This is a genomic window from Bacillus sp. PPSBB_11 (assembly GCF_038023285.1).
In the GTDB taxonomy this organism is placed as follows: Bacteria; Bacillota; Bacilli; order Bacillales; family Bacillaceae; genus Bacillus; species Bacillus altitudinis.
The window spans coordinates 1,687,268-1,701,290 of sequence record NZ_CP150633.1; the positions used below are offsets into that span (position 1 = coordinate 1,687,268).

Annotated in this window: 12 protein-coding genes; 7 read left to right on the forward strand and 5 right to left on the reverse strand. The window is 42.9% G+C overall.

Features of this window, described 5'->3' with window-relative positions:
* Positions 1-180: 180 nt before the first annotated feature.
* Positions 181-1,008, forward strand: coding sequence for an aldo/keto reductase (locus tag V7L95_RS08480; protein WP_017358734.1), 828 nt, complete (start codon positions 181-183; stop codon positions 1,006-1,008).
* Positions 1,009-1,056: 48 nt separating this feature from the next.
* Here V7L95_RS08480 and V7L95_RS08485 read toward each other — a convergent pair whose 3' ends face one another.
* Positions 1,057-2,139: an iron-containing alcohol dehydrogenase family protein gene (locus tag V7L95_RS08485; RefSeq protein WP_007498461.1), complete on the reverse strand. Its 1,083-nt coding sequence runs from the start codon at positions 2,137-2,139 to the stop codon at positions 1,057-1,059.
* Positions 2,140-2,338: 199 nt separating this feature from the next.
* Between V7L95_RS08485 and V7L95_RS08490 the strand changes: the two genes are divergently transcribed.
* Complete coding sequence (locus tag V7L95_RS08490; protein WP_007498459.1) at positions 2,339-3,307, forward strand: rhodanese-related sulfurtransferase; 969 nt, start codon at positions 2,339-2,341, stop codon at positions 3,305-3,307.
* Positions 3,308-3,650: 343 nt separating this feature from the next.
* Positions 3,651-5,270 carry an APC family permease gene (locus V7L95_RS08495; RefSeq protein ID WP_008343861.1) on the forward strand — a complete coding sequence of 540 codons (1,620 nt, stop codon included), beginning with the start codon at positions 3,651-3,653 and terminating at the stop codon, positions 5,268-5,270.
* Positions 5,271-5,304: 34 nt separating this feature from the next.
* On the opposite strand, the gene V7L95_RS08500 is transcribed toward V7L95_RS08495, so the two are convergent.
* Positions 5,305-5,505, reverse strand: a complete 201-nt coding sequence (locus tag V7L95_RS08500) for a hypothetical protein (protein ID WP_017358736.1) — start codon at positions 5,503-5,505, stop codon at positions 5,305-5,307.
* A gap of 185 nt (positions 5,506-5,690) precedes the next feature.
* Here V7L95_RS08500 and V7L95_RS08505 point away from each other — a divergent pair, with 185 nt between their 5' ends.
* The 3 genes from V7L95_RS08505 to V7L95_RS08515 all read left to right on the forward strand — a co-directional run bounded on the left by V7L95_RS08505 (position 5,691) and on the right by V7L95_RS08515 (position 10,064).
* Positions 5,691-6,527, forward strand: coding sequence for a PRD domain-containing protein (locus V7L95_RS08505; RefSeq protein ID WP_017358738.1), 837 nt, complete (start codon positions 5,691-5,693; stop codon positions 6,525-6,527).
* 236 nt (positions 6,528-6,763) lie between these two features.
* Positions 6,764-8,623, forward strand: a complete 1,860-nt coding sequence (locus V7L95_RS08510) for a beta-glucoside-specific PTS transporter subunit IIABC (RefSeq protein ID WP_017358739.1) — start codon at positions 6,764-6,766, stop codon at positions 8,621-8,623.
* 19 nt (positions 8,624-8,642) lie between these two features.
* Positions 8,643-10,064: a glycoside hydrolase family 1 protein gene (locus V7L95_RS08515; RefSeq protein WP_017358740.1), complete on the forward strand. Its 1,422-nt coding sequence runs from the start codon at positions 8,643-8,645 to the stop codon at positions 10,062-10,064.
* Between the two features lie 21 nt (positions 10,065-10,085).
* On the opposite strand, the gene V7L95_RS08520 is transcribed toward V7L95_RS08515, so the two are convergent.
* Positions 10,086-10,403: a hypothetical protein gene (locus V7L95_RS08520; RefSeq protein ID WP_206115927.1), complete on the reverse strand. Its 318-nt coding sequence runs from the start codon at positions 10,401-10,403 to the stop codon at positions 10,086-10,088.
* A 294-nt stretch (positions 10,404-10,697) separates the two neighbouring features.
* Here V7L95_RS08520 and arr point away from each other — a divergent pair, with 294 nt between their 5' ends.
* Positions 10,698-11,120, forward strand: coding sequence for an NAD(+)--rifampin ADP-ribosyltransferase (arr, locus tag V7L95_RS08525; protein ID WP_146271319.1), 423 nt, complete (start codon positions 10,698-10,700; stop codon positions 11,118-11,120).
* Positions 11,121-11,181: 61 nt separating this feature from the next.
* On the opposite strand, the gene V7L95_RS08530 is transcribed toward arr, so the two are convergent.
* Positions 11,182-13,101, reverse strand: coding sequence for a BglG family transcription antiterminator (locus V7L95_RS08530; protein ID WP_048001343.1), 1,920 nt, complete (start codon positions 13,099-13,101; stop codon positions 11,182-11,184).
* Entirely contained in the window at positions 13,098-13,982 is an 885-nt protein-coding gene (locus tag V7L95_RS08535; RefSeq protein WP_017366528.1) for an ROK family protein, read from the reverse strand. Before V7L95_RS08535 ends, V7L95_RS08530 begins: the two co-directional genes overlap by 4 nt.
* Positions 13,983-14,023: the final 41 nt, after the last annotated feature.

Below are 14,023 nucleotides of genomic sequence, written 5' to 3' on the forward strand. Positions count from 1 at the left end.
AGGGCTGCAAAGGTTTTCTATCACGCTGAAAAGAAGACAAAGGGCTAAAATAAAGTTCATTTTAGCCCTTTGTCAACTATCTGAGATCATTCAGTCTATGAATGGTTTATCTTCATGCATGATCTTTCGCACATTCGGGTATAGTGCATGGTAAGCAAAAATGAAGCGGAGGTTTGTTTGATGAGTGGATTAACAGATACAGTCACATTAGCAAACGGAGTGAAAATGCCGAAGCTTGGCTTTGGTGTATGGCAAGTAAAAGATGGGGATGAGGCTGTAAATGCAGTCAAAGACGCACTTGAAGCTGGCTATCGCAGTATAGATACAGCAGCGGCCTATCAAAATGAAGAAGGTGTTGGCAAAGCCATTCAGCAATCAGGCATCTCTCGCGATGAGCTGTTCATTACGACAAAAGTGTGGAATAGTGATCAAGGATATGAGTCAACGCTTGAAGCCTTTGAAACGAGTATGAACAAACTAGGTCTGGATGTATTGGATCTTTATTTAATCCATTGGCCGGTTGAAGGCAAATATAAAGAAACGTGGAAGGCGCTAGAAAAGCTTTATAAGGATGGCCGTGTGAAAGCCATTGGCGTGTGTAACTTCCATCAGCACCATTTAGAAGATTTATTAGAAGAGGCAGAAGTGGTACCAATGGTCAATCAAATTGAGCTGCATCCGAAGCTGACGCAGGAGCCTTTACGTGACTACTGCAAGGCAAAAGGCATTCATGTAGAAGCATGGTCGCCATTAGGCAGCGGAAAACTTCTTAACCATCCGGTGCTTCAAGATATTGCGAAAAAACATGAGAAGTCAGTGGCGCAAGTCATTCTTCGCTGGGACTTGCAGCATGGCATTATCACCATTCCGAAATCTGTGACGAAGAGCCGAATCATCGAAAATACAAACGTATTTGATTTCGAGTTGTCCGCCCATGAAATGAGTGTCATTGATCAGCTCAATGAAGATGAGCGCACGGGTCCAGACCCAGATAACTTCGATTTTTAATAGAAAGAAAGCACGGGCGGGATGCCTGTGCTTTTTTTGCACCTATGTTCAAACCGTTTTTTGAGGCTGATAGGTCTCAATGATTTGAATGGCGTCGACAATTTGCTCTTTCGTATAGTCTCCAATCAAACAAAAGGTTTCATCTTTACGTGCAGCATGGTTTGCCACTGTATGTGCTGCTTCCTCTAGCTGAGCTGTGATGCCAAGATCACGCATCGTTCTAGGTAATCCGAGTGTTTGATAGAGCTCAAGTAATTCTTCTACTTCCGTCATACGGTTTTCTGCGGCAAGCTGGACGAGAATGCCATAGGCCACTTTTTGTCCATGTAACACATGATGTGTTTCATCAATAAATGTTAATCCATTATGAACAGCATGGGCTCCTGCCATTCTTCCATAACGTCCTCCATAGCCGCCGACTGTTCCGGCTAACGTAATGATCGTATCTGTTACATCTGCAAAGGCTTGAGAAAGCTGACCTGTTTTTAAGCTGCTAACGGCTTCTTCACTATGAGTCAGAAGAATGTCACGAACGTACACTGCCTGCTTTAATGCAGCATGTACCATGAGTGGCAAGGTGCCTTTTGTGTTACGAATAATGGCTTCCGCTTCATACCATTTTGCCAGCGTATCCCCAATTCCGCTTTGGAGATAGGAAAGAGGAGATGAAAGCAAAAAAGTATGATCAATTAACGTGAGATAGCTGGACCGCTGATGATAGTCGACCCTCATGAAATTTCCCTTGTCATCATAAATGACACTGAGCGGTGTAGAAGCCGCACATGTCCCAGGAATCGTCGGCACCATAATCACTTCAATTTGGAGAGCGTCGGCAACAGACTTCGCTGTATCTAAAATCGTGCCGCCACCGATCCCGATGATCACGTCTGAACTCTTGAGTTCTTCCGCAATTCGTGTAATCGCATTTGGTGAACTGTAACCTTTATGCTGAACAACAGGCCATTCGGATGGAAGCTTTGTGTACTGTGAAAAGGCTTGATATGAGTCATATCCTGTCACTATAGCTGGTGACTGAAAGGGAGTAACAAGTGACTCGATTTCATGATAAATCCCCTTTTGAGAAATAAACTGGTTAGGACCGCTTCTGACGATCTCTTCTGGCTGGATCATGGACTTATGCTCCTTTACGAAATCATATAGTTCTTAAATCATCTCATTTTACAGAAAGTTCTGTCAAATAATCGAACAATATGAGACTATAGACCCTTCCGTTTTATGGAATTGAACTGCTGACGTTGCCTTAAGGTATGTATTTCCTGTATGATATAAAATGGTATGTTTTGATTAAATTTAAGAGGTGTTTATATATATGGAAAAACAATATCGTGTATTACTTTACTATCAATATGTCCCCATTGAGGATCCAGAAACGTTTACAGCAGAGCATCTAGCATTCTGTAAGGAACTTGGTTTGTTAGGTCGTATTCTTGTTTCATCTGAAGGCATAAACGGAACCGTTTCTGGTACCATTGAGCAAACGGACAAGTACATGCAAGCATTGAAAGAAGATCCACGCTTTGCGTCAATGCCAATTAAAATTGACGAAGCGGATGGTCATGCGTTTAAGAAAATGCACGTCCGCCACCGTAATGAATTGGTGAATTTAAGTCTTGAAGATGATGTGAATCCGCTAGAATTAACGGGGAAACATCTCAGCCCAGTTGAATTTTACGAGCAAATGCAATCACCTGATACGGTCGTGATTGATGCACGTAATGATTATGAGTTTGATGTCGGTCACTTCAGAGGTGCTGTGCGCCCTGACATTGAGACATTCCGTGAATTGCCTGAGTGGATTCGTGACAATAAAGAGATTCTTGAAGGGAAAAAAATTCTGACGTATTGCACAGGCGGCGTACGCTGTGAGAAATTCTCAGGATGGTTAAAGCGTGAAGGCTTTGAAGATGTATCCCAGCTTGACGGTGGAATTGTCACGTACGGAAAAGACCCAGAAGTTCAAGGAAAGCTATGGGACGGTCAATGTTATGTGTTTGATAACCGCCTAACGGTTCCAGTCAATCAAACAGAGCACGTTGTGGTAGGAAAAGATTTCTTCACTGGCGAACCTTGCGAGCGTTATGTGAACTGTGCGAACCCTGCATGTAACCGCAAAATGATTGCAACAGAAGAAAGCGAGCATAAATATATGCGCAGCTGCAGCCATGAATGCCGCACAAGCGAACGTAACCTTTATGTGAAACAGCATAATTTGTCTGAGGAAGAAGTTCAAGAAAGACTAGCTGTCATTGAAAAAGAACAAGCAATCTCACAAGGATAAGAGGGTTTCCCTTTTATCCTTTTTTCTTTGGATGATATGTGTTCAGAGGGAAGAGGAAGTCATTTCCTCTTTCTTTTTTGTTTTGTTTTTTTCAAAATAAGGGTAAAGGTAGTTAATCAGTCTAATAGATTGAACAGTTGAAAAAGCGCTTTCTTTTGAAATAAGCATGTTCGACTATTTCAGAAAATGGAGAATTGAGAGATAATATAACAGGCAAAAAAATGAACAAAGATAAAAGTTCAGATCAGAAAATATTTGCCAATGGAATGAAAGGTGAGCTGCTATAAAAGAAAGGCGCTTGCTCGACACATGCTCTGTATTTTAATCGAAAGGTGTTATGAACATGAATCATTTGCATCGTAGGATGGGAACTTTCGCTTTAATGATGGTAGGTCTTGGCTCAATCATTGGTTCAGGATGGCTCTTTGGTGCGTGGCGGGCTGCTCAAATCGCTGGCCCTGCTGCTATTTTGTCATGGTTGATCGGGATGGTTGTTATTTTATTTATCGCATTGTCTTATAGTGAACTCGGGTCGATGTTTCCAGAGGCAGGCGGAATGGTCAAATATACGCAATATTCACATGGCTCTTTTATTGGATTTATCGCCGCTTGGGCAAACTGGATCGCCATTGTCTCAGTGATTCCTGTTGAGGCAGTTGCCTCCGTTCAATACATGAGCTCATGGCCTTGGGAGTGGGCAAAGTGGACAAGCCATTTGGTCACAAAAGGGGTTTTGACGACTGAGGGGCTCATGGTGGCAAGTGTGCTGCTGGTGATTTATTTTCTGCTCAATTATTGGACAGTTGGGTTGTTTTCAAAGGCGAATACATTCATTACGATTTTTAAAATCGTCATTCCAGGATTAACAATTGGTGCGCTCTTATTCGTAGGTTTTCATAGTGAGAATTTTACTTCTGGAACAAGTATTGCGCCGAACGGCTGGGCGAGTGTGCTCACAGCTGTGGCAACATCGGGGATTGTGTTTGCTTTTAATGGCTTCCAAAGCCCGATTAATATGGCAGGAGAAGCGAAAAATCCAGGGCGTTCGATTCCAATCGCCATTGTTGGATCGATTTTGATTGCAACGGTCATTTATGTGCTGCTGCAAATCGCTTTTATTGGCGCTGTCGATCCATCAATGATTGTGAATGGCTGGGGGCATTTGAATTTCAACTCGCCATTTGCTGACCTTGCCATTGCGCTAGGGATTAACTGGCTTGTCCTTATTTTATATGCAGATGCGTTCGTTTCTCCTTCTGGCACAGGGATTACGTATACGGCGACGACGTCTCGTATGATTTATGGGATGGAAAAAAACAAGTACATGCCGAGTGTACTTGGCCGTCTGCACCCAATTTACGGTGTGCCTCGTCCAGCGATGTTTTTTAATTTGGGTGTATCGTTTATCTTTCTGTTTTTGTTTAGAGGCTGGGGGGTTCTCGCTGAAATTATTTCTGTGGCGACCCTGATTTCCTATTTGACAGGACCTGTGACAGTGATGACGCTGAGAAAGACGGGCACAGATTTATATCGTCCACTGCGAATTAAAGGACTCAGCATCATTGCTCCGCTTGGTTTTGTCTTTGCATCATTGACACTGTACTGGGCGAGATGGCCGCTGACGGGTCAGGTGTTGTTCATTATTCTCATCGGTTTGCCAATCTATTTTTACTATCAAGCAAAAGCGAAGTGGAAGGGCTTTGGTCGTCACTTTAAAGCAGGTGCTTGGATGGTTGTGTATTTGCTTGTGATGATGACGATTTCCTGTCTCGGCAGTGATAAATTTGGCGGGTATAACGTCATTCATTATGGTTGGGATATGGCACTTATTGCAGTTGTGGCGTTGTTATTTTATATGTGGGCACTCAAAAGTGGATTTGAAACAGAGTTTTTAGAAGATGCGAAAAAAATCAACGATGAACTGCGTGCTTCTCAGAAAGAAGCCGCCTCATCTAAGGAATAACGGAAGGGCTGCCTGAATACTGAGGGCAGCCTTTTTATTTGGATGGATGATCCATGACATGCTGCTTTAGCCAAGTGGTAACGCCGTGTAGAACGGTGGCTGTCACAGGACAGATAAGCGCATATCTCCATAGCTGATCTAAGCCTTGTCCACTAAGCCAAAAAACAATACCTAGAATAAAGAGAGTCAGAATGAACATGAATAAAAAAGATGCTGACCAGAAAAAAGCCTTCATCGAAGGTCACCTCCTCGGGGTATTGTATGCAGGCCGAGGGAGGATCAGACCAGCAAGAAAGAAGGAAAAATATCGTGAAATCTATTTCAAAAGTCAGATAAAAACGCCAAGTGATTTGACAGTTGTGTTAAGATGAGAGCATATTTTGAGTGTAGATGGCTGGTTATAGACGGAGGTGTTTGGAGATGCAGATTCAAAAGGTTCTAAACAATAATGTCATTAGTGTGATAGATGAACAAGGAAAAGAAATCGTCGTCATGGGCAGAGGCATCGCTTTTCAAAGACGTCCCGGAGACCCGGTGGACGAGGCGTTAATTGATAAAGTGTTCCGCCTAGAGGATCATTCCGTACATGAACGGATGAAAATGCTGCTTCAAGAGGTTCCGTATGATGTCGTCAAGGTGACCGAGGAAATGATCCAATACGCACATACAAAGCTGAACCGAAGATTAAACGAAAGTCTGCATGTATCGCTAGCAGACCATATTCATTACGCCATCGAACGATTAAAGAAAAACCACTTGATTGAGAATTCACTGATTTGGGAGATTAAACGTTTATACAAAGATGAGTTTCTCGTGGCGAAGGAATGCCTGGAGATGATTGAAGATCGTCTTCATATTGAACTGCCTGAAGATGAAGCGGGCTTTATTGCCATGCATATTATTAATGCAGAGCTCAATGAAGACATGAATACAACGGTCAATATCACGAAAGAAGTGAATGCCATACTGACCATTGTAAAATATCATCTGAACATGGAATTTGATGAAGACTCGCTCAACTTTTATCGTTTTCTCACACATTTACGCTTTTTCGTACAGCGTCTCATCAACGAAACGTTACTCGTCAGTGAAGATCAAGATTTATATCAGCTGATTAAAGTAAAATATCCGAAGGCGTACGATTGCGCAAAGAAAATCGCGGAATATGTGTATCAAACGTATCATCGCGACCTGACATCAGAGGAGATGCTCTATCTATCAATTCATTTGAATCGACTCATCAAACGAGAAAAATAAAGATAGAATTTTAAAAGAAAGCGTTGACATCATAAAAAGTGAGTGGTACTATTTGCTCATAAACATAAAAGAATACGGTTTCACAATGATCGTCTTAGAGGATTGTGACTGTTCGGCAGGCAAAACCTAAACGTTCACTGAAAAAGCGCAATAGCAAGTTGCGACTATTTTTGGTGCCCGTTTAGGTTTTTATTTTGCCTAAAAACGTATTTTTTTGAAAAAAAGGGGGTTTTTGTATGAGTCATCGTCAATTAGCAGAAGACATTATCAAACATATCGGGACAGAGAAAAATGTTCATTCATTGGTTCACTGTGCCACAAGACTTCGCTTCACATTAAATGACAGATCAAAAGCAGATAAAGCGGCCATTGAAAAATTAAATGGTGTGGTGACTGTCATGGAAAGCGGCGGCCAGTTTCAGGTGGTCATTGGCAACACCGTACCAGAGGTATATCGAGAGATTGGGGAGTTTACGAATCTATTAGAGGATTCCACTTCTTCATCTGCTAGACCAAGTGAAGAGAGTACAAGTCTTTTTGGAAAATTCGTCGACATTGTTTCTGGAATTTTCACACCGCTTCTAGGTGTCATGGCGGGTGCCGGTATTTTAAAAGGACTTCTAGGCATCTGTATCAATGCAAAATGGTTATCTCCTGAAGATACGTCGTATCAAATTTTATTTGCCGCATCAGACAGCTTGTTCTACTTCCTGCCGCTGCTGCTCGCATTCACTTCTGCTAGGAAGTTTAAAGCGAATCCATTTGTCGCTGTGACGATTGCAGGTGCACTGATCTACCCGACTATTCAAGAGCTCACAAAAGGCGGCGGAGATGTGTCGTTCTTCGGCATTCCGGTTGTCTTAATGTCTTATACATCAACGGTTATCCCGATTATTTTGGCAGTGTTTGTGATGGGATATATCGAACGTTTCTTTAACAAAGTCATTCATGAAAGTGTGAAAAACTTTATTACACCACTGATTTTACTGGTCACGGTCGTTCCACTGACACTGATCGTATTTGGACCATTTGGTGTGTATGCAGGGAATGGAATTGCAGCCGTCCTGCTGAAAGTATTCTCCTTTAGCCCTACACTTGCCGGTGCTTTAATTGCGATGGCATGGCAGGTTCTTGTCATCTTCGGTATCCATTGGGGGCTTGTGCCAGTCATTTTAAATAATATTGCGGTTCATGGAAAAGATCATATTAAGCCGGCCACTGCGCCAGCTGTATTTTCACAAGCCGGTGCTTCAATCGGTGTTATGCTGAAAACAAAGAACAAAAAGCTGAAATCATTAGCTGGATCGACAGCGGTTTCTGCTGTATTTGGAATTACAGAACCTGCTGTATACGGCGTCACACTTCGTTTGAAAAAACCATTTATTGCAGCGGTTATCTCTGCCGGTGTCGGTGGTGCCATTATCGGTTATTCACAAAGTATTGCGATCGCGTCTGGTCTTCCGAGTTTACTGACACTTCCGATCTTCTATGGTCAAGGATTTACAGGATTCTTAATCGGAATTTCCGTTTCATTTGTCCTTTCAATCGTCTTAACCTATTTGATTGGATTCAAAGATCCTGTGGATGAAGAAGAAGCTCCTGCAGCTAGTTCTGCACCAGCATCTGAAAATGAACATGGTGTCAAAGCAGCTCATGTGAAAAGTCCTTTATCTGGCGAAGTCATCAAGCTAGAAGAGGTGCAAGATAAAGCCTTCTCATCTGGCGCATTAGGTAAGGGCGCAGCCATTATTCCATCAGAAGGCAAGCTGTTTGCACCAGTAACTGGAGTCGTGACAACGGTATTCCCAACAGGACATGCATACGGTCTCACCTCTGAAAGTGGAGCAGAAGTACTCATTCATATTGGACTGGATACTGTACAACTTGGGGGCCGTCATTTTACGCCGAAGGTTGAGCAGGGCCAAACGATTACAGAAGGTGAACTGCTTGCGGAGTTTGATATTGAGGCCATTCAAGCAGCAGGTCTTTCTGTCACAACACCTGTGATTATTACCAATTCCGGTGAATTTAGCGATATCATTGAGACAGAAGAAAAACAAGTGACACCAGGACAATCATTTTTACACTTAGTTTAAGAAAAGGGAGGACATAATCATGAGATATTCAACACTAGCACCATTTCCAAAAGACTTTTTCTGGGGCGGATCGACTTCCGCCTATCAAGTAGAAGGTGCGTGGAACGAGGATGGCAAGGGACCTTCAGTCATTGATATGAGAGAAAGCTATCCTGAGGGAACAACGGATTTTAAGGTAGCCAGCGATCACTATCATCGATATAAAGAGGACGTGAAGATGTTTGCAGAAATGGGCTTGAAGGCTTATCGTTTCTCCATTGCATGGACACGCATCATTCCAGATGGAGATGGGGAGATCAATCAAAAGGGAATTGACTTCTACCATTCTCTCATTGATGAATTGCGCCACTATGACATTGAACCAATTGTGACGATGTATCACTTTGATTTACCTCATGCGCTTCAAGTGAAAGGCGGCTGGTCAAATCGTTCAACAGTCGATGCGTTTGAACGTTATGCGGAGGTTTTGTTCCAGGAGTATGGTGAGAAGGTAAAATATTGGCTGACCATTAATGAACAAAACATGATGATCTTACATGGATCAGCTCTCGGTACACTGGATCCAAATTTAGAAAATCCGAAAAAAGAACTATATCAGCAGAACCACCATATGCTTGTGGCACAGGCGAAAGCCATGACGCTTTGTCATCGTTTGCTGCCTGAGGCAAAAATCGGACCAGCACCAAACATTGCCCTAATTTACCCAGCATCTCCAAAACCTGAGGATGTCATTGCTGCGGCTAATTACAATGCGATCCGCAACTGGCTATATCTTGATATGGCGGTATTCGGTCGTTATAACAACCTTGCATGGGCATACATGAAGGAAAAAGACATTCTTCCTGTGATTGAAGAGGGAGATATGGATATTTTGAAAAGTGCAAAACCAGACTTCATTGCCTTTAACTACTACACATCTCAAACGGTTGAAGCGAGTAAAGGAGATGGCAATGATGAATTTGCCCGCGGCGGAGATCAGCATTTAAAATCCGGTGAAGATGGCGTCTACAAAGGCGGCAACAACCCGTTCTTAAGTAAAAATGCATTTGGCTGGGAGATTGACCCTATCGGTTTCCGATCAACGATGCGTGAGATTTACGACCGCTATCAGCTGCCTCTTATTATTACGGAAAACGGGCTAGGCGCTTTTGACAAGCTAGAAGCGGATGGATCGATTCAGGATGATTATCGAATTGATTATTTAGAAAAACATATTGAACAAATCAAATGGGCGATCACTGACGGTGTTGAGGTATTCGGGTACTGCCCGTGGTCAGCCATCGACTTAATCAGTACACACCAAGGCTGCTCAAAACGCTACGGTTTTATCTACGTCAATCGTGATGAATTTGATCTGAAAGACCTGAAGAGAATTCGGAAAAAGAGCTCTTATTGGTATGAAACATTGATCGAGCAAAATGGAGAGAACATCGGGAAGTAACAATATCACACTAAAAAACCCCTAATCTTTAGGGGTTTTTTTCTCTTCATGACTTGTAACTATATCAACTGGATGTATCAAGTTTTCATCATCATTATCCTCATCAGTGTAAGGCATAATAAGTGAATCCAATTCTTCCTTATCATCAACTAAAGCAACGTAAGTTGTATAATCCTCTAAATCTGATGGAAACAATTCAGCTTGACCAACATTACTTTTCAATGCTTGGTCAATAGCACTCTTTAATTCAATTAAACCCTCACGATTACCAATAATATAAGAATCCATATGCCAACTTTTTTGTGCATATATATGGCAAATCTTATCTCTATCTTTCATTATCTCATTACACCCTTCCTGAAGAATTTAATTGATTATGTGCCAACACGCCAACCACATAAAACGTCAAACGTCTCTTTGGCTTTTATGGCGTCTAACAGCTTTTTATCTCTTTCAAGAAGACTGCTTTGTATGTATGCTTGCTGTTTTTTCAACTTGCTGGATTTTACAAATCACACCTTACTCTCTACTATCATTATACCCCGAATTTAATCTCATTTATAGACTGTTTTCCGCCCGCATCAGCCCGTATACTGTTATACGCAAGTCAAAAACGATAAGGGATGTGGCTGTATGAATGACAAGAAAGATGTTTTAGATCCTGGGCCGTTTTTTCATGGGACGAAAGCGGAATTGAAGATTGGGGACCTGCTTGAACCGTTGCATTTATCCAATTATCAGGATAAGGATAAACAATCGAACCACATCTATTTCACCGGAACATTAAATGCAGCCAAATGGGGAGCTGAATTAGCCCGGTCTGATGCAAAAGAGAGAATTTATGTTGTAGAACCGACAGGCGAGTTCGAAGATGATCCGAATTTGACGGATCAAAAGTTTCCAGGGAATCCGACCCGTTCTTATCGATCGACATCCCCTTTGAAAATTGTCGCAGAATTAGGCGCTTGGGAAAGACATTCCGATGAAGAAATCAATCATATGCTGACGTCGTTAAAAAAGTTAAGGGAAGAAGGAAAAAATGTCATATACGATTGATTCGTATGTAAGGAATAGATGAATAAAAGGCCGCCCGATCTCACTTGGGTGGCCTTATGTGCTATTGAAACAGGACATGCATCAGCTCATCAAATGTCCTTGCATGTGTCAAGGAGTGAAGGCGGTCAGGACTGTCTAATAAATCGACAGCTTGTTCAAAAAATTGATTCATGCAGGCAGCGTCATCTTTCTGAATGGCTAATAAGAAAATCAGAGATACTTGATCTCCCTGCCAATCAATTGGCTGTTTCAATCGTGCAATTGCCACGCAGGAGGTGCCTTCATTTGTGATGAGCGGGTGAGGCATTGCAATTCCCTTGCCAAGATAAGTTGATGACATTTGCTCCCGCTCCAGCACGGAGGAACGAAAAGAAGATGAAACAAGCTGATGCGCCTCCAGCCGGCTGCAAAGCGTATCTAATACCTCTTCTTTGCTTGAAAGGTTCACATCCAACAAGGTCAATCGTTCTTGGAAAAAAGCCATCAGCTCCTGCGAAGGGGAACCATGTCCGTTTAACAGGTGAATGACCTCACTCACACGCTGGACATCATGATGTTCAAAAAAAGCATTCACTTGAATGATTGGTTTCCCTTTTGGTGCGAGAGGTACGGTTGTAATAATCACATCACATGGCAAAGTGGTGCTAAAAGCGTAATCCTGATAAGAATAAAGCTCAACAATCTCAAGCTCATGTTGAAAGGCCGCCTTCAATTTAATTTCAAGCAGCCGTGCCGTTCCTAGTCCAGACCCGCATACAATAATGGCCCTCTTTTTTTGTGAGGTGTCAAGATGACTTCTTTCAAATGAAGCAGCAATATGTAAGGCAACATATGCCGCCTCATCTTCATTTGGCGTTCGCACCAGCTGTAAGGCATTGAGTCCGCTGACAGCCAAATCAAACGGATAAGGATAAGAAGTTTTGATCTCATGCAAAAGCGGATTTTGTAAAGACACGCCGTATTGGATTCGATTTAATAATGGCTTCATATGCAGCATCAAATCTTGACGCAGGATATCGTCATCTACAAAACGATGACCGCTTGTTTTTTCAATGTGCTGGAGAAATTGTGTCACCGCCTGACGCACTTCTTCTGTCGTTTGGTGCTCATCGATTTCTTTCCACGTTTGATTCGCCAAGAGATGCATCACCAAGTAATCTGTTTCATCCTCTGATAAGATGACATGAAACGTGTCGCTTATTTGATGAGTGATCTTTTGAGCGATTCTTGTTAACACTGGCGGTCTTTGTGTATGAGTGGTACTGGCGGGTATCCGCTGTTTTTTTTGCGTTTGCTGAATGGCAATCGCTAAGTGAATCACTAAATTCTTTAGGGCAATATCTTTAATGAGCAGTGATTCTTGATATAGATTTGTCAGCACAATGGATCGAATGGTTTCAAGTGAAATGTCAGGGAAATGAAGCTGTTCCCGCTCAGTTATATGAGATAGGGCGGGTTCTTCTTCAAGCAGTAAGTCTGCGTAGCACGTCCTTTTTTGCAATTCGTCTCCGTCTACTTTTAAGCCAAATCCGGGCTTTGAGACAAGGGTCATACCGTAACGGGCTAACAGCTCCCGTCCTTTTTTTAAATCACTGCTGACCGTCATACGGCTGATGAACAATTCTTCTGCTAATTGATCAATTTTTAAGTAGTCTGATTGAAGCAATAGTTTTCTCATCATAAATCGTATGCGCTCTTCTGGCATGACGGGTACGAGAGAGCGGGCAGGAAGCTTTTGCTGATGAAGCCAAAGCAGGAAAGCGTCTTGGTCACTTGTTAAGAGCGTATACCCTTTCCCGCGGATGGTCTTGATCATGGCTCCAGCTTGTGTTAACAGTTCGTTTGCTTCTTTGATTAAATTGCGGATGGAGCGGTCAGATAAGCGAAAAGAGGCAGTGAGCTCCTCCAACTTCACGAACCCTTTCGTTTCAAATAGCCGCTGAATGAGCTGGTAGGTTCGAGTATCTGCCGTCATCATCATTGCGCCGCTCCTTGTTCCTTTAAGGCATCAGCTCCAAGGGCGATGGCTCCCATTAAACCAGATAATCCGTCAAAGGAAGGCTTTGTGACGATTTCATTTAATGGCTTTGGTAATTGTAAGTAACCATGAAGCCGCTTGTCTGTTTCTTCAAGGATGAGCGGCAGCAAGGCCGGCTGTTTCATGACACCTCCACCAAAAATAATGCGTTCTGGTGAAAGGGTGAGTAATAAATTTGCGGTCATTTGCCCGAGATAATAAGCTTGAAGTGACCAGGCTGGATGCTCCTCTGGCAGCATTTGTGCCAATGTATGATAGCGGCCTTCTATGGCAGGTCCAGATGCTAGTCCCTCTAAACAATCATGGTGGATCGGGCAGCAGCCCCCATAGGTGTCATGAGGGTGGCGCTGAACGGTGATATGTCCCATTTCTGGATGAAGAAGTCCGTGGATGAGGCGGTTTTCAATATAGGCACCGCCGCCGATTCCCGTCCCAACCGTGATATAGATCAAGGAATTTGGTCTGTCTGTTTCCGTTGAAAAACGAGCTTCACCGAGCGCCGCACAGTTCACATCCGTATCAAGCTTCATAGGGAGACCGAGTGCTTGTTTTAAGGTTGAGAGTAATGGAAATTGGCGCCAAGCTGTTTTGGGTGTTTCGAGAATCGTTCCATAGCTGGGGCTGTGTTCTTTTACATCGACAGGTCCGAATGCGCCTATGCCAATCGCATCGACTGGATGCTCTGTAAAGTATTCGATCACTTGCCGGCATGTTTCTTCTGGGTTCCCTGTTGCAAAGGAAGTCATATGTTCAATCGTTCCGTCTATTGTTCCGTAGCCGCAGACAAATTTTGTACCGCCTGCTTCGATGCCTCCAATTCGCATGATCAATGCCCTCCATTAAAGAGGGGCGGAATCCAAATGGA

Excerpts from the sequence above, each read along its gene's own strand:
- V7L95_RS08480 (WP_017358734.1), top strand. The coding sequence starts at position 181 with ATGAGTGGATTAACAGATACAGTCACATTAGCAAACGGAGTGAAAATG.
- V7L95_RS08485 (WP_007498461.1), bottom strand. The coding sequence starts at position 2,139 with ATGATCCAGCCAGAAGAGATCGTCAGAAGCGGTCCTAACCAGTTTATT.
- V7L95_RS08490 (WP_007498459.1), top strand. The coding sequence starts at position 2,339 with ATGGAAAAACAATATCGTGTATTACTTTACTATCAATATGTCCCCATT.
- V7L95_RS08495 (WP_008343861.1), top strand. The coding sequence starts at position 3,651 with ATGAATCATTTGCATCGTAGGATGGGAACTTTCGCTTTAATGATGGTA.
- V7L95_RS08500 (WP_017358736.1), bottom strand. The coding sequence starts at position 5,505 with ATGAAGGCTTTTTTCTGGTCAGCATCTTTTTTATTCATGTTCATTCTG.
- V7L95_RS08505 (WP_017358738.1), top strand. The coding sequence starts at position 5,691 with ATGCAGATTCAAAAGGTTCTAAACAATAATGTCATTAGTGTGATAGAT.
- V7L95_RS08510 (WP_017358739.1), top strand. The coding sequence starts at position 6,764 with ATGAGTCATCGTCAATTAGCAGAAGACATTATCAAACATATCGGGACA.
- V7L95_RS08515 (WP_017358740.1), top strand. The coding sequence starts at position 8,643 with ATGAGATATTCAACACTAGCACCATTTCCAAAAGACTTTTTCTGGGGC.
- V7L95_RS08520 (WP_206115927.1), bottom strand. The coding sequence starts at position 10,403 with ATGAAAGATAGAGATAAGATTTGCCATATATATGCACAAAAAAGTTGG.
- arr (WP_146271319.1), top strand. The coding sequence starts at position 10,698 with ATGAATGACAAGAAAGATGTTTTAGATCCTGGGCCGTTTTTTCATGGG.
- V7L95_RS08530 (WP_048001343.1), bottom strand. The coding sequence starts at position 13,101 with ATGATGATGACGGCAGATACTCGAACCTACCAGCTCATTCAGCGGCTA.
- V7L95_RS08535 (WP_017366528.1), bottom strand. The coding sequence starts at position 13,982 with ATGCGAATTGGAGGCATCGAAGCAGGCGGTACAAAATTTGTCTGCGGC.